Genomic DNA, 22,984 nt, shown 5'->3' on the forward strand with positions numbered 1-22,984 from the left:
CGCTCCCGAGCGTCGACCGGCGGTGGTCACCGTCGGTCCGCCACCTCCAGCACGACCACGATCGCCGCGACGAGGACCGCGGTCACGACGACCGACACCTCGGGGACGAGGACCGAGGCCGCGATCCCGAGCGCCAGCACCAAGACGAGGGCGTTCCGACCGCCCGACAGCGACGGACGCAGCGCGAGCGCCCAGATGGCCAGCACGAACAGCGCGACCGGGACGGCTATCGTCGCCGCGACGGTGCCGTGCGACAGGTCCGCGTCGCCCGCGTCGGCGCTCACGGCCACCTCGATGCCGGCGGGCAGCGCTCCTGCTGCGGCGAACACGACGTAGTGGCCGTAGCCGAACACGAGTGCCGTCCGGAGGGACCTGATGTGCGCGTGCTGCTCGCGGGAGAAGTAGATCCACCACATGCCGGCGACGATCACGAGGCCCGCGGCGGCGAGCACGAGCAGGGGCCCGAGGTGGTCGGCGTCGGCGATGCCGTCGATGACCGCGCTCGCGGACGCGACGAGCCCTTCGCCGAGGACGATGAGCGTGAACAGCGAGTACCGCTCGGCGATGTGCCGCGTGTGCCACGGAGTGGTCCGCGACCCCTGCTCGGCGAACGGCGGCACGAGCACCTCGAGCAGGATCAGCACGGGGACCACCCACGGGCGCGCGGCCTCGGGCACGGCCATGGCGAGCACCCAGAGCACCTGGACGACGACGATGCCGAACGCGTACCGGAGCGCGGTCCGGCGGTACTCGGGCGACGACCCCGCGGCGCGGAGCCACTGTGCGACGAGGGCGAGGCGCATGACGACGTACCCGACGACGGCGATCGTGAGGTCGCCCTCGGCCATGAACGGGCGCACCCCGGCGGCGAGGACGAGCACGCCGGCCATCTGGACGAACGTGGTGACGCGGTACAACCAGTCGTCGGTGTCGAACGAGGTGGCGAACCACGTGAAGTTGATCCACGCCCACCAGATCGCGAAGAACACGAACGCGTAGGCGACGACCGCGGTGCTGACGTGTCCCTCGGCTTCGATCTCGTGCAGGTTCGTCGCGGCGAACCCGACCGCGACGACGAAGACGAGGTCGAACAGCAGCTCGAGCGGGCTCGCGGCGCGGTGCGCCTCGGCGGGGTCGCGCGGCGCCATGCGGCGCAGTCCGGTGGTGGTCACGGAGCATGCCTACCGCACTCCGGGCGCGACCAGTGGACACACTGGAGGCCCGTGGCGGGTCCGCCACGGGCCTCCAGACCGTCAGGTCCGCCGGATCAGTAGAAGTTGGACGCCTGCGAGTGCCCCCACGCGGCGCACGGGGTGCCGTACGCGTCGGCGATGTACTGCAGGCCCCACTTGATCTGGGTGGTGGCGTTGGTCTGCCAGTCCGAGCCGATCGTCGCCATCTTCGAGCCGGGGAGTGCCTGCGGGATGCCGGTCGCTCCGCCGTTGCTGTTCACGGCGCGGTAGTTCCACCCGGACTCCTTGGTCCAGAGGTTGTCGAGGCACTGGAACTGGTCGGAGCCCCAGCCGTACTGCGAGGACGCGAGCGAGCTCGCGGTCGCCTTCGCACCCGCCACCGTGTTGCCCGCGGCGAGCTTGCGTGCCCGCTCGGCGGCTTCGGCGGCGGCCTTCTCAGCGGCTGCCTTCTCCGCGGCGGCCTGCTCGGCCGCGGCACGCTTCGCATCGACGTCGGACTTGTCCTGCGCGGCGCTGGCCTCGGCGACCTGCTGCGTGGCGGCGACGGTGGACGCGATCCGGTTCGTCAGCGCGGCGCCGGAGAGCGTGCGGTAGTCGTCGAGTGCGTCGACGCGCTGCTCGAGTGTCGCGGTGTCGGTCTTGTGGTTCGCGTCGGCGAGCACGACCTGCGCGCTCGAGATCGTGGCCTGCGCCTGGGCGCGGTCGAGCGCGGTGCCGTCGAGCGCGGGAGCGGACGTCGGGCTGGCCGTCGGGACGCCGAGCGCCTCGCCGAGTGCGGGTTGCGTCCCGACCAGCACACCGCCGCCGGCGACGGCCAGGACGGCTGCGCCCGCGGCGACGAGGGTCGTCCGGTTGCGGACGGCCCGCCGCACGCGTCGAGAGGGGGAGTCGAGGGCCTCGCGTCGGGTGGAGGCGGTGGTCGTGGGGAGTTCGGTGGTGCGTCGCTTCATCGGTTCCGGTGGTCGGCCGACTCGGGCGCGGACCGTCCCGGGCACGCCGGGGTGGGGGAGGCGTGGAGGTCGGGGACGGTGGGACCGTCGGGGTCCGCGAGTCGGGTGAGGCCCGGACGGTGGTGTGGGGCCCGTCCGTCCGCCCTCCGGTGACCATGGGAGGTCACGCCGTGGCGGAGCCGACACGATGACGCGTCACGCTGGGCAGCGCGTCCAGGAACACTGGCAGAACGGTCCGTCCGCCCGTTGGTAACGGTTCGGTAACGACCGGATCGGGGGTCAGGAGGTGGGAGGTTCCTGGGTGCGCTCGCCCTGCGCGATGCGCTCCAGGACGCCGAGGGCGTTCGCGATCGCGTCGACGTCCGCGTCGGGGAGGTCGTGGATGAGTTCGGCGACGATGCCCGTGCGCTGCGACCGTGCTTCCTCGACCGCTGCGACACCGGCCGGCGTGGCGCTCACCATGAACGCCCGTCCGTCCCGCGGATCGGCCCCGCGCTCGATGAAACCGCGCTGCTCGAGTTCGGTCAGGATCCGCGTCATGGTGGGCTTCGTGACCACCTCGAGGCGGGAGAGGTCGCCCGGTCGCAGGGGTCCTTCGCGCTCGATCGTCGCGAGGGCGGACACGATGCCGTACCCGAGCGAGGCGGAGTCGGTGCGGGCACGTCGGTTGATGCGTCCGACCGCTGCCGCGAGTCGGGCCGCGATGGCGGTCCGGTCAGTCTCGCGAGCGCTCATGGGTGGCCTCCGGGTTCGGCTCTCAGGGGGTCGTCCAGATGCTACCGGGCAGGCTGGGAGCGGCCGGTACGACCGTCCCTGTCCGGACGTACAGGGTTCTCAGTGCTTCTCGCCCGGGAGCTGGTGGATCGCCTCGGTCGCGAGCTCGGCGGCGACGTTGTCGCCGGCCTCGGTCGCCGCCCGGAGCCGCTTGAAGTCCTCGGTCATCCGGTCCCAGTCGACGAGCTCGTCGAGGTTCGGCAGGCGCAGTCGGAACCCCAGTCCGTCCGTGGTGTCGCGGCACACGCGCTGCAGGTCGGCGTTGCCGCACTCGGCGACGTAGAGCCCGAACACGTCGAGGGCGTCGTGGTTCACCGCGGTGACGTCGTGGGCCTCGAACTCGGCGATCGTCGTGTCGAGCGCGGCCAGGATCTTCTTCCGGCTCGCGGACCCGAGCCGGGGGACCGCGAGGCGCACGACGCCGCCGAACAGCACACCGAGGGTCTGCAACGCCTCGACGACCTCGTCCGGCTTGGGCGTGGTCACCCGGGTGTACCGGTTCGGCGCCATCTCGATGAGCCCGGCGCGGGCGAGCTGGCTGAGGGCCTCGCGGATGGGGGTCCGGGAGACGCCGAGCCAGCCGATGAGCTCGTCGTCGTTGAGTCGCTCGCCCGGTTCCAGCGTGCCGTCCATGATCGCGTCGTGGATCTTCGCGCGGACGGTGTCGCGGAGCAGCTGGTGCTCGGTGGGTGCGCTGGTGGGGACCGGCATCGGGGGACCCTCCTCGAGGTCTGCTCGTCGTGCGACCGGCACTCCGGGTGCGGCCGTACGGATCACCGTACCTGATATACGGTCACCGGTCGCCGGGCGAACGGGGTACCGGTCCCGCGTCGAGCAGTCGGAGGGTCACCGGGTCCTCTCGGCCCCCGTACCAGCGGTCGAGCGCGGCGTGGAACGGGGCGGGGTCCGGCGCGGCCCGGGCGAAGAGCGTCGACGAGGACCGCGCCTTCACGGCGTCGACGCCGCCGAGCAACACCTCGGCCGACGGCGCCGGAGCCTCCGTCAGGACCGCCACGGCCTCGAGCAGCCGCGGCCCGAGCAACGGGTCCGCCAGGTACCGCGCGGCCTGGTCGAGCCCCGTGATCGCGAAGTGCTGCGCGGTCGGACTGCGGCCGAGTCCGGCGAGTTGCGGGAACACGAACCACATCCAGTGCGTCCGCTTGCGTCCGGCGCGGAGTTCGGCGAGCGCGGTCTCGTGCACCCCCTCCTGCGCGGTGACGAACCGGACGAGGTCGGGGTCGGTCACCGCACCACGTCCCCCCACGCGTAGCGGACGGTCGTCGCGTCCACGACGAGCGCCGAGTCGGGTGCCCGGTCGAACAGCCCCGGCAGCCCGACGGCCGCGGGGAGGTCGCCCGACAGCTGCTCGACGCGCGCCGACCGGATCGTCAGCGGCGGGTGCTGCCGCTGCCAGAACACCGTCTGCGCGAGGTGCCGCGCATGGATCCCCGCGCGCGTCGTGAGCTCGACCGCGAGCGGCGCCGTCGTGACCGGACCGGCCACGACACGGACCGCGGCGGTGTGGCGGGGGCGGGGCGAGCCTCCAGGCCTGCCCGTCGGCGTCAGCCGCAGCGCCCGCGCGGCGCGGAACGGGTGGAGCGCGCGGTTCGGGTGCCGCACGGACCGGTGCGCGACGGTGTCCCCGCGTCGTCGCGAGCCGGTGTGCGCGAACGTGTACGGGACACCGAGGAGCGCGTGCGCCGCGACGATCGCCGGCACGTTGTCCGTGTCGACCGTCCGGTAGGCGACGCCGTGCCGACCGTGGTCGTCGACCGTCAGGACCTCGATCGTGACCTCGGTCATCGAGCCGAGCCGCCCGGACGGCGGGAACGGCGGCACCCGCGTCTCGCGGAAGACGTAGGCGGAGAGCCCGACCCAGGCACTGCCGTCCACGACGTCCGGACGGGTCCCGCGCGGGAGCATCCGGCCGAGGACGTCCGGGTCGTGCCGCCAGTGCGCGAAGACGATGTCCTCCCACGCGTGCACCGTCACGGGCCGGTGCAGCAGCGGGACCGCCGCGCGCGCCTCGCTCATCCGCCGTGCCGACCCACGCGGGCCGCCCACCAGACCAGCGGCGCCTGCAGCGGCAGCCGGAGCACGGACACGAGCCGCATCGCCCGGGACGACCGCGGGGAGTCGAGGAGGTCCTTCGCCATCTTGACGTTGGCGGGGAAGACGGCGAGGAACAACGCTCCGGCGGCCCACCCCGCGGCACGTCGGGTCCTGGGCACCGCGAGTCCCGCCGCGATCCCCAGCTCGGCGACGCCGGACAGCAGCGTGGTCAGGCGGGGCGGGAGTGCCTCGGGGACGATCCGGTCGTACGTGCGGGGGCGGAGGAAGTGCGTGACACCGGCGCCGCCGAGCACGACGGCGAGGGCGGCAGCGGTGCGGTTGGCGCGTCTGGTGCGTTCACGTCGTCGCATGGCCCCATCGTGCTCGTCGCTCCCTCGGAACGCGCAGCGAGGCAGTGCGCAGCGTGGCGGAGCGCAGCGCGGCGGCGCGCAGCGCGGCGGCGCGCAGCGCGCGGGCGCGCTTCCGTCGCGCCGCGTCAGGCGAGCGCGGTCGCCACCAGGTCGAGGACGGCCGCCGCCACCTCGGCCTTCGACCCGGAGGTCTCCCGCACGACCTCGCCGCCCGGGGTGAGGACCTCAATCGCGTTCTCCTCGCGCTCGAAGCCCGACGACCACCCGACGTGGTTGACGACCAGGAGGTCCGCCGGCTTCCGCGCGATCTTGGCCCGCCCGAGCTCGATGCGGGCCGCGCGGTCGGGCTCCGTCTCGGCGGCGAACCCGACGATGATCTGCCCCGTCCGCCGGTTCGCCACGAGCTCGGCGAGCACGTCGGGGTTCCGGACGAGCTCGAGCGTGAGGCGGTCGCCCTGCGCGTCCTTCTTGAGCTTCTCGGCGTGCACCTCGGCCGGCCGGTAGTCCGCCACCGCCGCCGTCATCACGACCACGTCCGCGTCGACGGCCGCCTCGCGAACGGCGTCGGCGAGTTCGAGGGCGGACCCGACGGACACCACCTCGACGCCAAGGTCGGCGGTGAGTCCGGCGTCCACGTTCGCCGCGACCAGGGTGACCACGGCCCCACGGCCGGCGGCGTCCGCCGCGAACGCCACACCCTGCCGACCGCTCGACCGGTTGCCGACGAACCGGACGGGGTCCACGGGTTCGCGGGTCCCCCCTGCGGTCACCAGCACGCGCACCCCGCGCAGGTCACCGGCCGGGAGGGACGGTGCGGCCCCGGTGGACAGACCCGCGTCGTCGGGGTGTCCGGCCTGGTCCAGCACCGCCAGCGCGGCCTCGACGATGTCCTCGGGCTCCGCCATCCGGCCGATGCCGGCGTCGTCCCCGGTGAGCGCGCCGACGACCGGCCCGACGAAGCGGACGCCGCGGGCGCGGAGGGTCTCGACGTTCGACCGGGTGGCCGGGTGCTCCCACATCTGCGGGTGCATCGCGGGTGCGACCACGACGGGCGCCTCGGTGGCGAGGAGCGTCGTGCCGAGCAGGTCGCCCGCGAGACCCGCCGCCATCCGGGCCAGGGCGTCCGCGGTCGCCGGGGCGACGACCACGAGGTCGGCGCGGCGGCCGAGCGCCACGTGCCGGACCTCGGCGACGTCGTCCCAGACACTCGTCGTGACCGGGTTGCGGCTGAGTGCCTCGAGGGTCGGGAGCCCGACGAACCGCAGGGCGCCCTCCGTCGGGACGACGTGGACCTCGTGGCCGCGCTTGACGAGGTCGCGGACGACCCCGACGGCCTTGTACGCGGCGATGCCCCCGGTGATGCCGACGACGACCGCGCGGCTGTGCTCTGCTGCTGCGCTCACACCCGTCACGCTACCGGCGGTGCCCGTGCGAGGATCGGACCCATGTGCACCGTCGTCGTCCGCGTCGCGCCCGGCTCCGAGTGGCCCGTCACGGTGCTCGCCCTCCGCGACGAGTCGCCCGAGCGTCCGTGGGACCCGCCCGCGGCCTGGTGGCCGGACCTCGACCCCGGCGTCCGGGGTGTGCGCGACCGCTCGGCCGGCGGAGCCTGGCTCGCCGCGTCCGACGCCGCCGGACTCGCGGTCGTGCTGAACCGCGGCGAGCCGGTGCCGAGCGAGGACGGCACCTGGACGACCCGCGGCGTCGTGCCGCTCGACGCGGTCACCGGCGTCCTGCCCGGCCACGACGGCACCCTGCCGACCACCCGCGCGTTCAACCTCGTGCGCGCCACGGCCGGCGGCGCCGAGGTCGTCACCTGGGACGGCGCGGCGGTCCGCACGACCGAGCTCGCGCCCGGCGTGCACATGGTGACGCACGGCGAGCCGGACGACCCCGCCGCACCCCGCATCGGCCGGTGGCTCGAGGCCTTCCGCGCGGCCGACGCCCCGGTCGCGCCCCCGGTGCTCGGGCCCTTCGACGAACTGCGCACCGCGGACGCCGGTGAGGACGCGGGCGACGGCTGGAGCGGCTGGTTCGGCGTGCTCGCCGCCTCCGCCGAACTGCCGACGGACCACCCGGACGCCATCCTCCGCGACGCTCACGAGGCCGAGGGGCACATGACGACGCTGTCGATCGTCGCCGCGGCGGTCGGACCCGAGCGGACCGTCCTGCAGCACGCGCGGCTCACCGAGCCCGGGCGACTCGACGGCTCGGTCGAACTGCACCGCGCCTGACCCACCCGGCACCGCGCTCGACCCTCCCGAGCTGCGCCACGCCTGAGCACACCCGCAGCGCCGCGCACGGGCGGGCCGTGGCCTGCGGGCGTAGCTTCGCGCTCCGTGACCACCCGGACCCGGAGCGTGCTCGTCGTCGGCCTCGCGGCGCTCGCCGTGCTCGCCCTCGGCGCCTGCAGCGAGCAGCCCTCCGCCGCCGTCGGTGCGGAGCCGCCGCCGAGCGCCAGCGCGCGTCCGACGGCCACGCCGGGGCCCGGCACCCCGTGGGACCAGGCGGAGGACGTCGGTGTCGTCGCGATCGGCGACTCGATCACCGGCGGGCACGGCCTCACGACCGCGGAGGCCTGGCCCGCGCTGATGGCCGACACGAACGGCTGGTCCCTCACGAACCTGTCCTGCGACGGCGCCGGGGTGGCAGCGCTCGGGGACGACGACGACTGTGCGAGCGCCTACCCGACGCTCGTGAAGCGCGCGGTCGGACTCCGTCCGCAGGTGGTCCTGCTGCAGGCGAGCTCGAACGACCTCGGGCTCGACACCGCCGAGGTCCGGAGCGCCACCGACCAGGTCGTCGACGACGTGCACCGGCGGATGCCGCGCGCCCGGGTGATCGGACTCAGCGCGATCTGGAACCAGGACGCACCGCCCGCGCAGCTCGCGAAGATCTCGAAGGCGATGCGCGTGGCACTCCAGCGCGAGGGTGGGACCTACGTGGACATCGGCGAGCCGTTGCGGGGTCACGCGGACTGGATGCAGTCGGACGACGTGCACCCGACGGTGCGGGGTCAGCAGGCGATCGCGGCCGCGGTCACGGCGGCGTTCGCCCGCGACGATGTGCAGTTCTGACGGGCCCGCCGTGCGCCGTCCGTCCCGAGCAGCCCTCGTCGCCGCCGTCGCGGTGGCGCTCTGCGGCGTGCTCGCCGGCTGCTCGTCGGACGAGTCGGCGGTCCTGTCCCTCGGGCCGCTGCCGACCGGGGCACGCGTGGTCGTCATCGGCGACTCCATCACGATCGGGCACGGACTCCGGCCGGCGCAGGCGTGGCCCGAGCTCCTCGCAGCACGCGACCACCTCCGGCTGACCGACCTCGGCTGCGACGGTGCCGGGGTGCTCGCCGAGGGGGACGACCAGTGCTCGGCGACGTACGAGGAGCTCGCCGAGCAGGCCGCGGCGCTCCACCCCGCCGTGGTGGTGCTGCAGGCCAGCTCGAACGACCTCGGGCAGGACGACGACGAGCTCGACGGCGCGACCCAGCAGCTCGTCGCGGCCGTGCACCGACTCCTGCCGCGGGCCAGGGTCGTCGGCCTCAGCGCGGTCTGGGACCAGGACGCCCCGCCCGCCCAGCTCGCCTCGATCTCGGCGGCGATGCACACCGCGGTGGCCGGCGTCGGCGGGTCCTGGCTCGACCTGGGGCAGCCGCTCCGCGGGCACCCGGCGTGGATGCAGGCCGACGACGTGCACCCGACCGCCCGTGGTCAGCGCGCGCTGCTCGCGGCGGTGAGCGGAGCCCTGGAGCGCGACCACCTGCGCTGGTGAGCCGACGGGCGGGCGCGCACCGCGCCTCCAGGCCGGTCAGGCGGGCGCGCACCGCGCCTCCAGGCCGGTCAGGCGGGCGGCGCCGTTCCCGTGAGGTCCTCGGCGACCGCCCAGAGCGAGCGGGCGAGGTCGGCGCTCCGGGCCGACCGGGGGATCGACGCCACCGTGGTGGGGCCCGTGAGGCCGCCGAAGCCCGCGGGCCCGTAGTAGGCGCCCCCGACGGCGTTCGGCCCGACGGCGGCGTACAGCAGCGGCTCCGACCCCTGCTCGACACCCTGCGTGAAGGGCAGCGCACGGTCGTGCGTCCGGACGGGCTTCGACCGGCCGAGCGACCGCCCCGCGGACTGCAGGTTCGTCCGCGTGTAGCCCGGGTGCGCCGCCGTGCTGACGAGGTCCCAGTCCCGCTCGACCGCGAGGCGGTGCAGGTGCAGCGCGAGGAGCAGGTCGGCGAGCTTCGACTGGCCGTAGGCCCGCCAGCCGTTGTAGCCGCGCTCCCACTGCAGGTCGGGGAACCGGACGGTGCCGAAGAGCGCGGCGAGGCTGGACATGGTCGCGACACGAGGAGCCTCCCCGCTGCGCGCCGCGTCGGTGCGGAGCAGCTGCGGGAGCAGCAGGTTCGTCAGGGCGAACGGACCGAGGAAGTTCGTGCCGAACTGGAGCTCGAAGCCGTCGACCGTCTCGAAGCGCTTCGGCGGCGCCATCACGCCGGCGTTGTTCACGAGGACGTCGAGGGGTCGGTCGTCCGCTGCGATGCCGTCGGCGAACCGGCGGACGCTCGCGAGGTCGGCGAGGTCGAGCTCGCGGACCTCGACGTCGGCGTCCGGGTGGGCGGCGCGGACGTCACGAGCGGCGTCCTCGCCCTTGGACACGGTCCGGACGGCGAGCACCACGGAGGCGCCGGCGGCGGCGAGGCGGGTGGCGGTCTCCTTGCCGGTCCCGCTGTTCGCTCCGGTGACGACGATGCGGCGGCCGGTCTGGTCGGGGATCTGCGGCATGGACGTGACGGTACTCGGGGCGGGTGCGGGGCTGCTGCGGGCGCCACCGATCCGTGGTAGATTCATGCATACGCATTGAACGGCACGCCGCAGGAGGACCCATGAGCAACGCATTCGGCACCGACCGCCCCTCGGACGTGCCGCCGCCCGCGCCCGACCGCGTCGGCCCCGTGCAGCTCGGCCTCGACACGTTCGGCGACGTCACCGAGCTCCCCGACGGCTCGGTCAAGTCCGATGCGCAGAGCATCCGCGACGTCGTCGCGCAGGCCGTGCTCGCCGACCAGCTCGGCATCGACTTCATCGGTGTCGGCGAGCACCACCGTGCCGACTTCATCGTCAGTGCACCGGAGGTCGTCCTCGCCGCGATCGCCGCCTCGACGAAGGACATCCGCCTCGGCTCCGCGGTCACCGTGCTCTCCTCGGACGACCCCGTCCGCGTCTACGAGCGCTTCGCCACCGTCGACGCGATCTCCGACGGGCGCGCCGAGGTCATCCTCGGCCGCGGGTCATTCACCGAGTCGTTCCCGCTCTTCGGCCACGAGCTGAGCGACTACGAGGTCCTCTTCGAGGAGAAGCTGCAGCTCTGGGCCGCCCTCCGCGGCGGCGACAAGGTGACCTGGTCCGGCACGAAGCGGGCGCCGCTCGTGGACCAGGACGTCTTCCCGAAGCTCGAGCACGGCCCCATCCCGACGTGGATCGGAGTCGGCGGCTCCCCGCAGTCCGTCATCCGCGCGGCCTCGTACGGCATGCCGCTGTTCCTCGCGATCATCGGCGGGCAGCCCGCGCAGTTCGCACCGTTCTCGCGGCTCTACCGCCAGGCCCTGACCCAGCTGGAGCTGCCGCAGCAGCCCATCGCGATGCACTCGCCCGGGTTCGTGGCCGCGACCGATGACGAGGCCGCCGAGCGCTACTGGCCGTACCACAAGGCCGTCACCGACCAGCTCGGCCGGGAGCGCGGCTGGCCGCCCCTCGACGTCGCCGGGTACCGCGCCGGGCTCTCCGCGGGCGGCTCGCTGTACGTCGGTTCGCCCGAGACGGTCGCGCGGAAGATCGCGCGGAACATGCGGATCCTCGGGGTCTCGCGGTTCGACATGCGCTACGCGACGGGCCGTCTGCCGCACGACGACATGATGCGGTCGATCGAGCTCTACGGCACGCAGGTCGCGCCCCGGGTGCGCGAGCTCCTCGCGGAGCCGGTGCCGGTGCCCTGAGCACGCTGGTGCGGGCGGGTCGCGTGCCCTCGCCACGCCCGGTCCGGCCTGGAGGCACGGTGCGCGCCCGTCACGTCGCTCTCGGCGGGCACGGGTAGCGTCCGGCGCATGTCCCGGAACCCCGAGCCCACCGAACGACGCTTCCGCGGGAAGATCCTCGGCGTCGGCAGCACATCAGGCGTCCGGATCGTCGTCGGGATGTGGGAGCGGTCGCCGTTCGGTCCGTTCACGGACGTCTTCCTCGAGCAGGCCGACGGCAGCTCGGTGCTGCTCGCGCCCGACGAGCTCGTCGCGGCGTACGTCTCCGGCACCTACCGGTTCGACACCGTCTCGGTCGTCGACGTCCGGACGCGCCGGACCGCCCGTGGCCTCGAGCTCGACGCCGGCCCCCTGCAGGCCTCGATCGACGTCGGCGGGATCTCACCGCTCGGGCGGGTGCTCCGCATCGTCCCGAAGCCGGTCGCACGAGACTGGCGGTGGCTCACCGTGATCGACCCGGTCGCCCGACTCCTGGCACCCGGGGCCGGGACGGCGGGCACGGCGGGGAACGGTCGTCGCGAGTACTACGGCGTGACCGGGGCGCACGACGTCACGGGCGTGCGGGGGACCTGGGCAGGAGCGCCGCTCGGGTCGATCGCCCCGCTCGACCCGCCGGTGGCGTTCGGGTTCGCGTCCATGCCGCGGATCCCGCAGGTGGTCGACGTCGAGACCACCATCCGCGAACCCGCCGTCTGACGACCCGGCGGCAAGCCGACCGCGCGAGCCGGCGCGTTCCGACCGCGCGAGCCGGCGCGTTCCGACCGCGTGAGCCGACGCGTTCCGACCGCGTGAGCCGACGCGCTCCGACCGTGGGAGACCACGCGCTCCCATCGCACGAGCCGGGGAGCCGACTGCGCGTGCCGGCGGCGCTCCGACCGCGCGTGACGGGCTGGGCGACCATCGGGCGCGACCGACGTCGCGGGCGCGCACCGTGCCTCCAGGCAGACGCGTCCCAGCGTCCCGGAGCACACTGGTCCGAACGGAACGCGCCCCGGGGAGACCCGGCCGCACGTCGGGCACAACGGGGCGCACGACGAGGAGGACCAACCATGACCGACACCCAGGCCGACCAGCGAGCAGCCATCTCGGACATCGTCCACGGAGCCCGCACGGCGCTCCTCACCACGGTCAACGCCGACGGCGCGCTGCACGCGAGGCCGCTGGCGGTGCAGGACAAGGCGTTCAACGGGACGCTCCGCTTCCTGGTGCAGGACGGCAGCGAGAAGGTCGAGGACATCGCGCGCAACCCGCACGTGAACGTCGCGATCGAGTCGCAGGGCGGGTACCTGTCGATCGCCGGCACCGCCACCGTGACGCAGGACGAGACCGTCATCGACGAGCTGTGGTCCCCGTTCGCGGAGGCCTGGTTCCCCGAGGGACGCAAGGACCCGTCGATCCGGCTCCTCACGGTCGAGGGGGACTCGGTCGAGTACTGGACCCAGGACACCGGCCCCGTGGGGAGTCTCGTGCAGACCCTCAAGGCCGCACTCGGCAAGCAGAGCCAGCCCGACACGGGCGACCACGGGACGGTCGAGCTCTAGGTCCCTGCTGCTGTGGAACGACGAAGCCGCTGTCGCACGACAGCGGCTTCGTCGTTCCACGGCGACGCCGGGCGGGCAAGGTGCGGCGTCGCGTCAGCGGGTCACGGCGGGCCGAGCAGCCACAGCACCGCCACCAGCACCGGCTGCCCGAGGAGCGCGCAGGACACGAAGGTCCACCGCATCCAGGGCTTCGCGACGAGTTCGGGCGACCCGAACAGCGGTGCCAGCGGCATGAGCAGCCGCGGCGTCGAGGCCATCGGGAGCGACACCGCGAAGATGTACAGCGCGTACGCCGCCGAGTAGAGCACGGTCGTCGACCCGAGCTGCCGGGTGGAGCGCCGGAGCAGCCACACGGGGTACGCGACGAGCAGGAACACGACGATGAACACGCCCCCGACGCCGAGCCACCGCGACGCGATGAGGAACCACGGCGTCATCGGCGCGAAGTCGACCCGACCGATGAAGTTCACCCACCAGGACATCTCGGTCTCGAGGTAGGCGTTCGGCGTGCCGGTCACGTGCGACGCGATGAGCGGCCAGGCGACCCCCGCGGCGGCCATCACGAGCCCGGAGCCCACGGCCACGATGCGCTCGCGCAGCGGGAAGCCGTCGAGGGTGCGGTCGGCGGTCCCCGTGGCCCGGTCGGCGCGACGGGCACAGACCCAGCGGACGAGCACCACGACCCCGAGCACGAGCGGGATCGCGAGGGCACCAGGGCGGGTGAACGCCGCGACGACGCCGAGCAGGGTGAGGAGGCCGTACCGACGGCGCTCGAGTGCGAGGAGCGCACCGAAGGTCAGTGCGAGGAACGTGCTCTCCGCGTACCCGACCTGCAGCAGGAACGACAGCGGGCCGCACGTGAAGAAGAACACGGCCCACATGCCCGCGCGGTGCCCGGCGTGGTCGCTGACGAGCCGGTACAGCAGGAACGCGGCGACGAGTCCGGCGCCGAGGGCGATCAGGGGCGCACCGACCTCGAACGTGATGCCGGTGGACGCCGTGAGCATGCGGATGGCGAACGGGAAGGCCGGCAGGAACGCCCACGCGTTCTGCGTCACGTGGCCGGCCGCGTCCGTCGGCAGCGTCGTCGGGTAGCCGTGCAGCGAGATCTGCTGGTAGTACTGCCCGTCCCACGCCGTCAGGAAGGTCAGGAACCCGTGGTCGTTGCCCCAGATCGCGTTGGCGGGGAGCGCGCGACCGATCAGCGGGTACGCCAGCGCCAGCCAGAACGTCGACACGACGCGCCCGCCGAACCACACCAGGAGCACGGCGGACCAGGCCGGCAGGCTGGTCGCGAGGTCGGTGAACCGCCGTCGGCCGGTCGCGAGCGATCCGGAGAGCGTCGATTCGGGCGGCACGGGTCGAGGGTAGTCGTCCGCTCCCTGGGAGACCCAGCCGGGAGGCCCGCCCTGCGTTGTGCAGGACGGAAAGCGGCCGTCAGGTGGCCGGTCCGCGGAGCGCGCCGCCGCCTACGGTGGACGGAACGATCCGACCGACAGGAGCACCATGCCGAAGACCGCCGTCGTCACCGACAACGCGCCGAAGCCCGCCGGACCCTACAGCCAGGGCATCGTCGCGAACGGCTTCCTCTACACCGCCGGGTTCGGCCCGCAGGACCCCGCGACCGGTGCGATGGCCGACGACGTCGCCGGGCAGACCGCGCAGGTGCTCGCGAACGTCGCGGCGGTCCTCGCCGAGCACGGGGCCACCCTCGACGACGTCGTGAAGTCGACCGTGCACCTCGAGCACTCCGACCGCGACTTCGCGGCGTTCAACGAGGAGTACGCGAAGCACTTCTCCCAGCCGTACCCGGTCCGCACGACGGTCCAGTCGCACCTCGCGGGCATCCTCGTCGAGATCGACGTCGTGGCGGTCCTGCCCTCCGCCTGAGCGGGTCCTCACCCGGCACGTGGCGCCGCGGGCCGCTGGCCGCGCGCCGGGTGGCCGCGTGCCGGGTCGCCGCCGTCAGGACGCGGTCGTCCGGGCGGGGTGACGGAACGGCGTCCGTCGCAGTCCCGCGCCCGGGGTCGCCCCCGTGAGCGCGCCGTCCCGGAGCACGGGGACGCCCGCGACGAGGACGTCGTCGATGCCCTCGGCGAGCAGCATCGGCTCGGTGTACGTCGACCGCGCAGCGACCCGCTCGGGGTCCACGACCACGAGGTCCGCGGTCCAGCCCGGCGCGACGGCACCGCGGCGGTCCAACCGGAAGAGCTCTGCGGGCAGCGTCGACAGGTGCTCCTGGACCTCCCACCACGAGAGCAGTCCGGTCCGGGCGTACTCGCCGAGGTACCGAGCGAACGTGCCGTACGCCCGCGGGTGCGGGTGCGTCCCGACGAAGATGCCGTCCGAGCCGCCGGTGTGGCCGCCGTACCGGTACAGCTCCGCCAGCTCGGCGGACGTCCGCGGGCGGGGGACCCGCATCACGACGGTCACCTGCAGCTCCGAGTCGACGAGCACGTCGAGCGCGAGGTCGACCGGGTCGGTCCCCGTGGCCTCCGCCGCGTCCGCGAGGGTCCGGCCCTGCAGCGCGTGGAACTCGGCGGCCGGCACGTGCGACAGGGTGATCTGCTCCGCCCAGTCCGTGCCGAGGTCCGCGCGTCCGAGCACCCGGTCGAGCACGGCGCCCCGCACCCGTGCACGACCGCCGTCGGCTGCCAGCGCCCGAGCGAGGTCGTCGGTGCCCGGGCGGGCGAGCTCCGCGGGCAGGAGCAGCATCGACAGGATCGTGCAGCCGCGCGAGTAGGGGTAGGCGTCGAACGACAGGGAGACCCCGTTCGCTGCGGCCCGGTCGAGTTCGTCGAGGGCGAGTCGGACGGGAGCGTGCAGGTGCGACACGTGTGCGGAGCCGCCGGCCGCGCGGCAGATGCGGACGATCTCGTCGATGCCCGCGGCGACGTTCGACTCGTAGCCACCGCGCATGTGCGTCACGTACCGGCCCCGGACGGCGGCGGACTCGGCGGCGAGGGCAGCGATCTCCTCGGTCGAGGCGTGCAGGCCGGGGACGTAGTCGAGCCCGGTCGCGAGGCCCACCGCCCCGTCCGCCGTTCCCTGTCGCACGAGCGCGCGCATGGCGTCGAGCTGCTCGTCGTCGGCGGGGCCGTCGTCGTCGCCCATGACCTCGTACCGGACGGTCCCGGCGGGCACGAGCGTCGCGACGTTGAGCGGCGTCGTGCCGTCGTAGGTGGCGAGCAGCCCGGCGATCCCGCCGCCGCGGTAGGTCGGGTGCGGGCCGTCGATCGCGGCGAAGTACCGGGCCGCGTACGAGCCGTCGCCCGGTGCCGGCCCGACGCCGTCCTGCCCGGTGACGATCGTCGTGACGCCCTGGCGCAGGAGCGCGAGCTGCACGCGCTCGTCGAAGACGAGGGACCCCGCGTGCGAGTGCGCGTCGACGAAGCCCGGCATGACGACCCGGTCGGAGCAGTCGATCACCGCTGCGTCGGCGGGGACACGGAGCCGTTCGCCGACCTCGGTGACCCGGCCGTCCGCGACGAGGACGTCCCGGCGGTGGAACCGGCCGTCGTCGCCGACGATCGACCCGCCGGCGAGGAACACCGGCGCCGTCATCGCGCCAGCGCCGCGACGAGCCGTTCCGCGCGTGTGCGGAGGCCGTCGAGGTCGCCGTCCCGCAGGGCGTCACCGACGAGCGGCGAGCCGAGGCCGACCGCGACCGCACCCGCCGCGAGGTAGTCGGCCGCGTCGTCCACGCCGATGCCGCCGGTGGGGATCACGTCGACGAAGTCGAGCGGTGCGAGCACCTGCTTCAGGAACGCCGGCCCGCCGAGCTGGGCGGCGGGGAAGACCTTGACCGCCCGGGCTCCGTGCCGCCACGCCGTGACGATCTCCGTCGGGGTCGCCGCACCCGGGTACCAGCCGAGGCCCCGCTCGTGGGCGCGTTCGCCGATGGCGGGATCGGTGTGCGGGCTGACCGCGAAGGTGGCGCCGAGCGCGGCGGCCTCGTCGAGCTGGCGGGGTTCGAGGACGGTCCCGACGCCGACCGCGGCGGCGCTGCCGTACCGGTCGACCGCCCAGGCGATGCCGTCCTGCCAGCGCGGGGTGTTGGTGGTGAGCTCGATCGCTCGGACCCCGGACTCGACGAGCACCCGGATGACGTCCTCGACGTGCTCGCCCGTGCCGCCGCGGAGGATGGCGACCGCGGGTCCGGCGTCGTGGCGGTGCCTGGCCGTCGTGGTGGGGGCGGCGGTGTCGGTCATCGGGGTCCTCCTGTCGTCGGGGTGCGCGTCGCGGGTGCTCGTCGCGGGTGCTCGTCGTCGGGTGACCATCAGCGGTCCACGCGGTCGTGCACGGCGTGGTCGACCTCCGGGGCATCGTCCACGGTGACGACCGCGTCGGGGTCCGGGAGCCTCCAGTCGCTCGCCACGGTGCAGGCGAGGGCCCCGGCGTCCGCCGCGCGGTCGAGCGCGACCGCCGGCTCGGCGCCACCGAGGACGGCGGCGATCCACCCGGCCACGAAGGCGTCCCCGGCGCCCACGGGGTCCACCACGCGGACGGGCGTCGCCGCTCGTCGGTGCAGGACGCCGTCGACCGAGGCCACCGCTCCGCGCGAGCCGAGCTTCACCACCGCGGTGCCGTGGGCCAGTGCCGCGAGACCGCGCGCGAGGTCGTCCTCGTCGGCCGGCTGCTCCTCGCGGCCGAGTACCAGCCGGGCCTCGTCGTCGCTCGCGAACACGGTGGCCGAGCGTTCGACCACCGCCCGGTAGCGAACGCGTGCGGTGTCCGGGTCGATCAGCTTCGGCCGGTGGTTGACGTCGAAGGAGACGGGGACACCGGCGGCCTCGGCGCGGTCGAGCACGGCGTCCACGGTCGCGCGGGAACGGTCCGAGAGCGCGAGGGTGATCCCGCTGAGGTGCACCAGGGCGGCCTGCTCGACGAGTCCGGCGGGGACGTCCTCGGGTCCGATCGCCGACCCGGCAGACCCTCGGCGGTGGTACGTCACGCGGGTCCGGCCGTCGGCCAGCCGCTCCTTCATCATGAGTCCGGTCGAGCGGTCCGCATCGGCGACCGCGACCACGTCGACGCCCGAGCTGCGGACGTCCGCCACGACGCGGTCGCCCGCCGGGTCCGTCCCGACGCGGCCGACCCACGTCGTCGGCACCCCGGCGCGGGCCAGGCCGATCGCGACGTTGCTCTCCGCGCCGCCGGTGTCGACCCGCATCGCGTCGAGGTCGGGGACGGCACCGACCGACTGTCCGCTGAGCAGGAGCATCGTCTCGCCCACGGTGACCACCCGCCCGGTCACCGGGCGCTCCGGGTCGTCGCCGTCCGGTTCAGTGCCAGCTGGGCGGAGGACGAACCGAGCGCGACCGAGATCTCGTGCGCCGTCCGGACGACCCCGGACCCGAGCTCGCGGACCGCGGCCGCCGGGAACCGCGACGCGAGCCCGGAGATGCTCATCGCCCCGACGACCTGGTTCGCGTGGTCGAACACGGGGGCGGCGACGCACCGGATGTCCGGTTCGTTCTCGCGGTCGTCGATGCCGTAGCCGCGCTGGTGCGTCCGGTCGACCTCGCGGCGCCAGCGCACGTCGTCCGTGATGGTGTGGTCCGTCATCGCGCGGACGGGCTCCGCGAGCACCCGGGCGAGCAGGTCCGGCTCCCCGAACGCGACGATGGCCTTGCCCGAGGCGGTGTTGCGCATCGGCAGCCGGTTGCCGATGCGGGACCCCATGCGGACGGTCCCGCGCGTCTCGACCTTGTCGACGTAGACGATGTCGGTGCCGTCCGGGACGACGAGGTGGCACGTGAGCCCGGTCCGTTCGGCGGTCCGGCGGAGGAACGGGGCCGCGGCAGCCCGCAGGTCGATGCCCTCGAGGTAGCTCTGGCCGAGGAGCAGCGCCCCGAGCCCGAGCGTGAACCCGGCGTCCGCGGTCCGGCGGAGCAGGTCGGTCTCGACCATCGGGGCCGTCAGGCGGAGGACGGTCGACTTCGACGTCCCGAGCTCCGTGGCGAGGGTGCCGAGGCTGACCGACACCTCGCCGTTCCGCGTGCGTTCGGCGACGTGGTCGAGCAGCCGGAGTCCGCGCCGGAGCGACAGGGCGGCGTTGCGGGCGGGGATGTCGGGTGGGGTGGTCACCGGAACTCCGTCTCGATCGTGTCGAGCACGGTGTCGTCGTCGGCGAGCACGAGGACCCGGCGCCACTTGTCGAACACCGTGCAGGGGTGGGAGATGCCGAACACCACGACGTCCCCCGGGACGAGGTCGGGCGCCGCGTCGGTGGTCCGCAGGTAGCAGTGCTGGTCGTCGAGGCGGGTGACGGTGACCGACCCGGGGGCGGGAGTCACGGGGCGGGCGTCAGCCGTGCCTCCCGGCCGGACCTCGCGCACGACCGGCAGTCCCTCGTCGAAGCTGATGTCCCGCTTGCCGACGGCCACGAGCACGAGGCCCGGCTCCGGGGCTGAGGTGACCCGGCCCCAGACGCGGATGGCGGCCTCGAGCCGCCCCTCCTCGGGGTGGCGGCCGAAGGGCGTCCGCTCGGCGTAGAAGCCGTCGTCGTGCGTCAGCGACGCTCCGGACCGCAGCAGGACGTCGACGTCACCGGGCCGGGACTCGACGGCCTCGACGACCGCGTCGAACCAGGCGCTCCCGCCCATGCTCAGGAGCGTCCGGGGCACCCCGACGAGCGGGCGGACCGCCGCGGTGACCGCGAGGACGCCGCGCACGTAGTCACGGGCCTCGTCGGGGCCGGGCAGCCCGCCCTCGTAGCCGGTGACGCCGCGGAGCTCGAGGCCGGCGTCGTGTGCGGTGCGTGCGAGGGCGATCCCGTCCTCGGGGGACCGGACGCCCGTGCGACCGCCGGGGAACCCGACCTCGACGAGCACCGGGAGTGCCCCGTGGGCCGCTGCCGCGGTCACACCGGCGGGGGAGTCGACCTGGAACAGGACGTCGGCACCGGGGTCCTCGGTGCGACGGCCCGCGATCCAGGCCAGCCCGGCCGGGTCGAGCACCTCGTTCGCGAGGAGGATCCGGTGGATGCCGTGCCGCCACGCCACGACGGCCTGCTGGACGGAGGCGACCGTGACGCCCCACGCGCCGAGGTCGAGTTGCCGGCGGGCCAGGGCGGGTGCCATGTGGGTCTTCATGTGCGGCGCGAACAGCAGGCCGTGGCGGTCGACGTACGCCTGCATCACGGCGGCGTTGGACGCGAGGGCGGACTCGCGGAGCGTCATCGCCGGCAGCAGGACGTCGTCGAGCACGTGCGTGGTCATCGGGCCTCCTCGTCGAGTGCGGTGTTGCCACGTTCGTCCGTCCGCCGCGGCGCGGACAACGCTGGTGGCCGCTCCATTGTGCAACGCAGAACGTTCGTCGCACGGGCCGTCGCGGAACCCGAGCAGGCATAGCATTTCGTTCGACATGACGACGACGACATCGACGCCCGCACCACGGCGGACCCACAGCACGGCGGTGGCCGTCCTCGTGGCCGGCACCTTCTTCATGGAGCTGCTCGACGGCACGATCCTCGCGACCGCCGCGCCCGCGATGGGCCGCGACCTCGGGGTCGACTCGGCTGCGGTCGGCGTCGCGATCACCGCCTACCTCGTGACGCTGGCCGTGTTCATCCCGGTGAGCGGATGGGTGACCGACCGCGTCGGCTCGCGGACCGTCTTCGCCGCGGCGATCGCGCTCTTCACGATCGCGTCCGCACTGTGCGCCGCGTCGACGGGGCTCGTGGAGTTGACGCTCTGGCGCATCCTGCAGGGCCTCGGCGGCGCGATGATGGTGCCCGTCGGCCGGCTCGTCGTGCTCCGGAGTGCCGGACGCGACCAGCTCGTCACGGCGATCGCGATCCTGACCTGGCCGGCGTTGGCGGCGCCGATCATCGCGCCGTTCGTCGGCGGGGTGCTCGTCGACACCCTGACGTGGCACTGGATCTTCCTCGTCAACATCCCCCTCGGTGTCGTCGCGTTCGTCGCCGCGCTCGTGCTCGTGCCCCAGGAACGGGCACCGGAGCGGGTGCCGTTGGACTGGCTCGGGTCGCTGCTCGCGTGCTTCGGCCTCGGCGCGCTCGTCGTGATGGCCTCGCTGCTGGCGCTCGACGTGGTGCCGGTCGTCGCGGTCGTCGTCTCCGGGGTCGTCGGCGCGGTGTGCTGCTGGCTCGCGATCCGGCACTTCCGCCGGACCCCGCACCCGATCATGGGGCTCGAGTCCTTCCGACTCGAGACCTTCCGGGTGTCGCACGCCGGCGGGAGCCTCTTCCGCCTGGCCGTCTCGGCCGTGCCGTTCGTGCTCCCGCTGCTCTTCCAGGACGCGTGGGGGTGGAGCGCGGTGCTCGCCGGGTCCGCCGTGCTCTGGGTCTTCGTCGGCAACCTCGGCATCAAGCCCATGACGACTCCGTTCCTCCGCTGGTTCGGGTACCGGCCCGTCATCGTCGTGTCGTCCGCCGTCGCCGCGCTCAGCGTCGTGGCGATGGCGTTCATGACGCCGGACACCCCGTTCTGGCTGCTCGCGGTGCTGCTCGTCGTGAGCGGTGCTGCTCGGTCAGTCGGCTTCACCGCGTACAACACCATCGCGTTCGCCGACGTCGAGCAGGCGGACATGACCCCGGCGAACACGCTCTCCTCGACGCTGCAGCAGACGGCGGCGGGGTTCGGCGTCGCGGTCGCCGCCGTGGTCATCCGCGCGGCGTCGGGGCTCGGCGGGTCGGGGCCGTACGTGGCCGCGTTCTGGGTCATCGCGGCGCTCCTCGTCGTCGCGTGCGTCGAGGGTGTGCTCATGAGCCGGACGGCGGGGGACACCGTGCGACCCGCCCGGCGGGTGCGGGTCCGCGCCTGACGCGTACCGGGCGCACCGCCGCCGCTGTCCGTTCGCGACCCGGTCACACGCCGGAAACCCGTCCCGCGCTACAGTCTCAGGAACCTGCTGCGGAGGCCGAGTAGTTTCGCTCCGGCAGGGTGACCCGGTACCCCGGACAGGACGCCACCCGGAACAGGAAGGCAGCATGGCCGCTCCACAGCAGCACGGGACGCTCGACCCCGACGCCGACGTGCAGCCGACCGCACTCCGCGTCGTCAGCTACAACCTCCGCGAGCACACCGCGAACGGCGAACTCGCGTCCCTGGCCGAGGCCTCGCAGGCCGACGTCCTGTGCGTGCAGGAGTGCGACTCGAACGACCTCGCTCCGTCCGTCGGTGGGCTCTCCCTCGCGGCGTCGACGAAGGCGAACCGGCTGGGCCTCGCGATCTACAAGCGCGACGACCGCTTCGAGCTCCAGGACTTCAGCATCCACTCGCTGCAGAAGTCGCTGCACGACCGGGTGCTCGCGCCCGCGCACGAGCGGCTCATCGCCATGCACCTCCGCGACCGCGAGGCCGACACCGAGGTCATCGTCGCCTCGTTCCACGCCTCGCCCCTGACCGCGACGAACTCCCTCCGCCGCAAGCAGATCGAGGCGGCGCACCAGTTCGTCCGCGACCTCTCGAGCGAGGCCCCGGCGATCATGGTCGGCGACTTCAACTACCCGTGGTTCCAGACGAACCTCCGCCGCAAGATCGAGCAGCACGGCTTCGCGCTGTCGCTCTCGGACCAGCCGACCTACCTGCGCTACCGCAAGTTCACGGGCCACTTCGACTTCGCGACGAGCGTCGGTCTGCACATCGCCGGCGTCGAGACGCTCCCCGCGGGGGTGTCCGACCACCGGCCGATCCTGGTCAGGGCGCACTACGAGCACCCCGGCGACACCGCCGGCTACCCGACGATCGACGCCCCCGCGGCCTGACGCCCACCGGCGCGGCGTCGCGCTCGGAGCGACGTGCAGGGGCATGCGGCATCGTGCGTCGTGGGTCGCGACTCCCCGTCCGTCGAGCAGCAGGCGGTCACGATTCGTCGCCGTCGTGCGGTCGGAGCGACACTTCGTGACCGCTCGAGAGTGGCGCGCGGGGAGTCGTGACCACGGACGGACGGACGGACGGACGGACGGGAGGGGGGGGGGGGCCGGGGGCCCCCCCCCCCCCCCCCCCCCCCCCCGCGCGCCCCCCCCCCGGGGCCGCGCCCCCCCCCCCCCCCCACACCGCGGGCCCCCCATCGCGGCGACCCCACCCCCCGGTAACAGTGAAAACCACGTGCTCAGGGGGGTTTGGCA

The 22,984-nt window shown here is 74.0% G+C and carries 24 protein-coding genes; 9 read left to right on the forward strand and 15 right to left on the reverse strand.

What is annotated here, in order from left to right:
- Window positions 1–26: 26 nt before the first annotated feature.
- From ACIPYW_RS09920 to coaBC, 8 genes are all read right to left on the reverse strand, one after another.
- Window positions 27–1,172: a low temperature requirement protein A gene (locus tag ACIPYW_RS09920; RefSeq protein ID WP_400412960.1), complete on the reverse strand. Its 1,146-nt coding sequence runs from the start codon at window positions 1,170–1,172 to the stop codon at window positions 27–29.
- Window positions 1,173–1,267: 95 nt separating this feature from the next.
- Window positions 1,268–2,143, reverse strand: a complete 876-nt coding sequence (locus ACIPYW_RS09925; protein WP_400412961.1) for a phospholipase — start codon at window positions 2,141–2,143, stop codon at window positions 1,268–1,270.
- A 279-nt stretch (window positions 2,144–2,422) separates the two neighbouring features.
- Complete coding sequence (locus tag ACIPYW_RS09930; protein ID WP_400412962.1) at window positions 2,423–2,878, reverse strand: MarR family winged helix-turn-helix transcriptional regulator; 456 nt, start codon at window positions 2,876–2,878, stop codon at window positions 2,423–2,425.
- Between the two features lie 99 nt (window positions 2,879–2,977).
- On the reverse strand, window positions 2,978–3,628 hold the full coding sequence (locus tag ACIPYW_RS09935) for a GntR family transcriptional regulator (protein WP_400412963.1): 651 nt from the start codon (window positions 3,626–3,628) through the stop codon (window positions 2,978–2,980).
- An 82-nt stretch (window positions 3,629–3,710) separates the two neighbouring features.
- Complete coding sequence (locus tag ACIPYW_RS09940; RefSeq protein WP_400412964.1) at window positions 3,711–4,163, reverse strand: DUF1810 domain-containing protein; 453 nt, start codon at window positions 4,161–4,163, stop codon at window positions 3,711–3,713.
- Window positions 4,160–4,951, reverse strand: a complete 792-nt coding sequence (locus ACIPYW_RS09945) for a YqjF family protein (RefSeq protein WP_400412966.1) — start codon at window positions 4,949–4,951, stop codon at window positions 4,160–4,162. Before ACIPYW_RS09945 ends, ACIPYW_RS09940 begins: the two co-directional genes overlap by 4 nt.
- Window positions 4,948–5,340: a hypothetical protein gene (locus tag ACIPYW_RS09950; protein ID WP_400412968.1), complete on the reverse strand. Its 393-nt coding sequence runs from the start codon at window positions 5,338–5,340 to the stop codon at window positions 4,948–4,950. The genes ACIPYW_RS09945 and ACIPYW_RS09950 overlap by 4 nt, the downstream gene beginning before the upstream one ends.
- A gap of 125 nt (window positions 5,341–5,465) precedes the next feature.
- A complete protein-coding gene (gene coaBC, locus ACIPYW_RS09955) occupies window positions 5,466–6,743 on the reverse strand; it encodes a bifunctional phosphopantothenoylcysteine decarboxylase/phosphopantothenate--cysteine ligase CoaBC (RefSeq protein ID WP_400412970.1) in 1,278 nt (425 codons plus the stop codon).
- A gap of 42 nt (window positions 6,744–6,785) precedes the next feature.
- Here coaBC and ACIPYW_RS09960 point away from each other — a divergent pair, with 42 nt between their 5' ends.
- From ACIPYW_RS09960 to ACIPYW_RS09970, 3 genes are all read left to right on the forward strand, one after another.
- A complete protein-coding gene (locus ACIPYW_RS09960) occupies window positions 6,786–7,574 on the forward strand; it encodes an NRDE family protein (protein ID WP_400412972.1) in 789 nt (262 codons plus the stop codon).
- A 105-nt stretch (window positions 7,575–7,679) separates the two neighbouring features.
- On the forward strand, window positions 7,680–8,417 hold the full coding sequence (locus ACIPYW_RS09965; protein WP_400412973.1) for an SGNH/GDSL hydrolase family protein: 738 nt from the start codon (window positions 7,680–7,682) through the stop codon (window positions 8,415–8,417).
- A 10-nt stretch (window positions 8,418–8,427) separates the two neighbouring features.
- Window positions 8,428–9,105 carry an SGNH/GDSL hydrolase family protein gene (locus tag ACIPYW_RS09970; protein ID WP_400412974.1) on the forward strand — a complete coding sequence of 226 codons (678 nt, stop codon included), beginning with the start codon at window positions 8,428–8,430 and terminating at the stop codon, window positions 9,103–9,105.
- Between the two features lie 68 nt (window positions 9,106–9,173).
- On the opposite strand, the gene ACIPYW_RS09975 is transcribed toward ACIPYW_RS09970, so the two are convergent.
- On the reverse strand, window positions 9,174–10,100 hold the full coding sequence (locus tag ACIPYW_RS09975; RefSeq protein WP_400412975.1) for an SDR family oxidoreductase: 927 nt from the start codon (window positions 10,098–10,100) through the stop codon (window positions 9,174–9,176).
- Window positions 10,101–10,201: 101 nt separating this feature from the next.
- Between ACIPYW_RS09975 and ACIPYW_RS09980 the strand changes: the two genes are divergently transcribed.
- From ACIPYW_RS09980 to ACIPYW_RS09990, 3 genes are all read left to right on the forward strand, one after another.
- The gene (locus ACIPYW_RS09980; protein ID WP_400412976.1) at window positions 10,202–11,311 is read left to right on the forward strand and encodes an LLM class flavin-dependent oxidoreductase; all 1,110 of its coding nucleotides are present in this window, start codon (window positions 10,202–10,204) and stop codon (window positions 11,309–11,311) included.
- A 108-nt stretch (window positions 11,312–11,419) separates the two neighbouring features.
- Window positions 11,420–12,046, forward strand: coding sequence for a hypothetical protein (locus tag ACIPYW_RS09985; RefSeq protein WP_290131132.1), 627 nt, complete (start codon window positions 11,420–11,422; stop codon window positions 12,044–12,046).
- Window positions 12,047–12,399: 353 nt separating this feature from the next.
- Window positions 12,400–12,891, forward strand: coding sequence for a pyridoxamine 5'-phosphate oxidase family protein (locus ACIPYW_RS09990; protein ID WP_290131133.1), 492 nt, complete (start codon window positions 12,400–12,402; stop codon window positions 12,889–12,891).
- 101 nt (window positions 12,892–12,992) lie between these two features.
- Here the strand turns inward: ACIPYW_RS09990 and ACIPYW_RS09995 are convergent, their stop codons facing one another.
- Complete coding sequence (locus ACIPYW_RS09995) at window positions 12,993–14,249, reverse strand: hypothetical protein (protein ID WP_400412978.1); 1,257 nt, start codon at window positions 14,247–14,249, stop codon at window positions 12,993–12,995.
- A 148-nt stretch (window positions 14,250–14,397) separates the two neighbouring features.
- On the opposite strand from ACIPYW_RS09995, the gene ACIPYW_RS10000 reads away from it, so the two are divergent.
- Entirely contained in the window at window positions 14,398–14,781 is a 384-nt protein-coding gene (locus ACIPYW_RS10000; RefSeq protein WP_058725097.1) for a RidA family protein, read from the forward strand.
- A 75-nt stretch (window positions 14,782–14,856) separates the two neighbouring features.
- Here ACIPYW_RS10000 and ACIPYW_RS10005 read toward each other — a convergent pair whose 3' ends face one another.
- The 5 genes from ACIPYW_RS10005 to ACIPYW_RS10025 form a co-directional block, all read right to left on the reverse strand.
- Window positions 14,857–16,455 (reverse strand): amidohydrolase family protein, encoded by a 1,599-nt coding sequence (locus ACIPYW_RS10005; RefSeq protein WP_400412980.1) that lies wholly within the window; start codon window positions 16,453–16,455, stop codon window positions 14,857–14,859.
- Entirely contained in the window at window positions 16,452–17,102 is a 651-nt protein-coding gene (locus ACIPYW_RS10010; protein ID WP_400412981.1) for a bifunctional 4-hydroxy-2-oxoglutarate aldolase/2-dehydro-3-deoxy-phosphogluconate aldolase, read from the reverse strand. Before ACIPYW_RS10010 ends, ACIPYW_RS10005 begins: the two co-directional genes overlap by 4 nt.
- Window positions 17,103–17,170: 68 nt before the next feature.
- Window positions 17,171–18,148: a sugar kinase gene (locus ACIPYW_RS10015; RefSeq protein WP_400412982.1), complete on the reverse strand. Its 978-nt coding sequence runs from the start codon at window positions 18,146–18,148 to the stop codon at window positions 17,171–17,173.
- Window positions 18,145–18,981, reverse strand: coding sequence for an IclR family transcriptional regulator (locus ACIPYW_RS10020; RefSeq protein ID WP_400412984.1), 837 nt, complete (start codon window positions 18,979–18,981; stop codon window positions 18,145–18,147). Before ACIPYW_RS10020 ends, ACIPYW_RS10015 begins: the two co-directional genes overlap by 4 nt.
- A complete protein-coding gene (locus ACIPYW_RS10025; RefSeq protein ID WP_400412985.1) occupies window positions 18,978–20,114 on the reverse strand; it encodes an alanine racemase in 1,137 nt (378 codons plus the stop codon). The genes ACIPYW_RS10020 and ACIPYW_RS10025 overlap by 4 nt, the downstream gene beginning before the upstream one ends.
- A gap of 145 nt (window positions 20,115–20,259) precedes the next feature.
- Between ACIPYW_RS10025 and ACIPYW_RS10030 the strand changes: the two genes are divergently transcribed.
- The gene (locus ACIPYW_RS10030; protein WP_400412986.1) at window positions 20,260–21,678 is read left to right on the forward strand and encodes an MFS transporter; all 1,419 of its coding nucleotides are present in this window, start codon (window positions 20,260–20,262) and stop codon (window positions 21,676–21,678) included.
- Window positions 21,679–21,844: 166 nt separating this feature from the next.
- The gene (locus ACIPYW_RS10035; RefSeq protein ID WP_290131142.1) at window positions 21,845–22,621 is read left to right on the forward strand and encodes an endonuclease/exonuclease/phosphatase family protein; all 777 of its coding nucleotides are present in this window, start codon (window positions 21,845–21,847) and stop codon (window positions 22,619–22,621) included.
- Window positions 22,622–22,984: the final 363 nt, after the last annotated feature.

The organism is Curtobacterium sp. NPDC089689, from assembly GCF_044749145.1.
In the GTDB taxonomy this organism is placed as follows: Bacteria; Actinomycetota; Actinomycetes; order Actinomycetales; family Microbacteriaceae; genus Curtobacterium.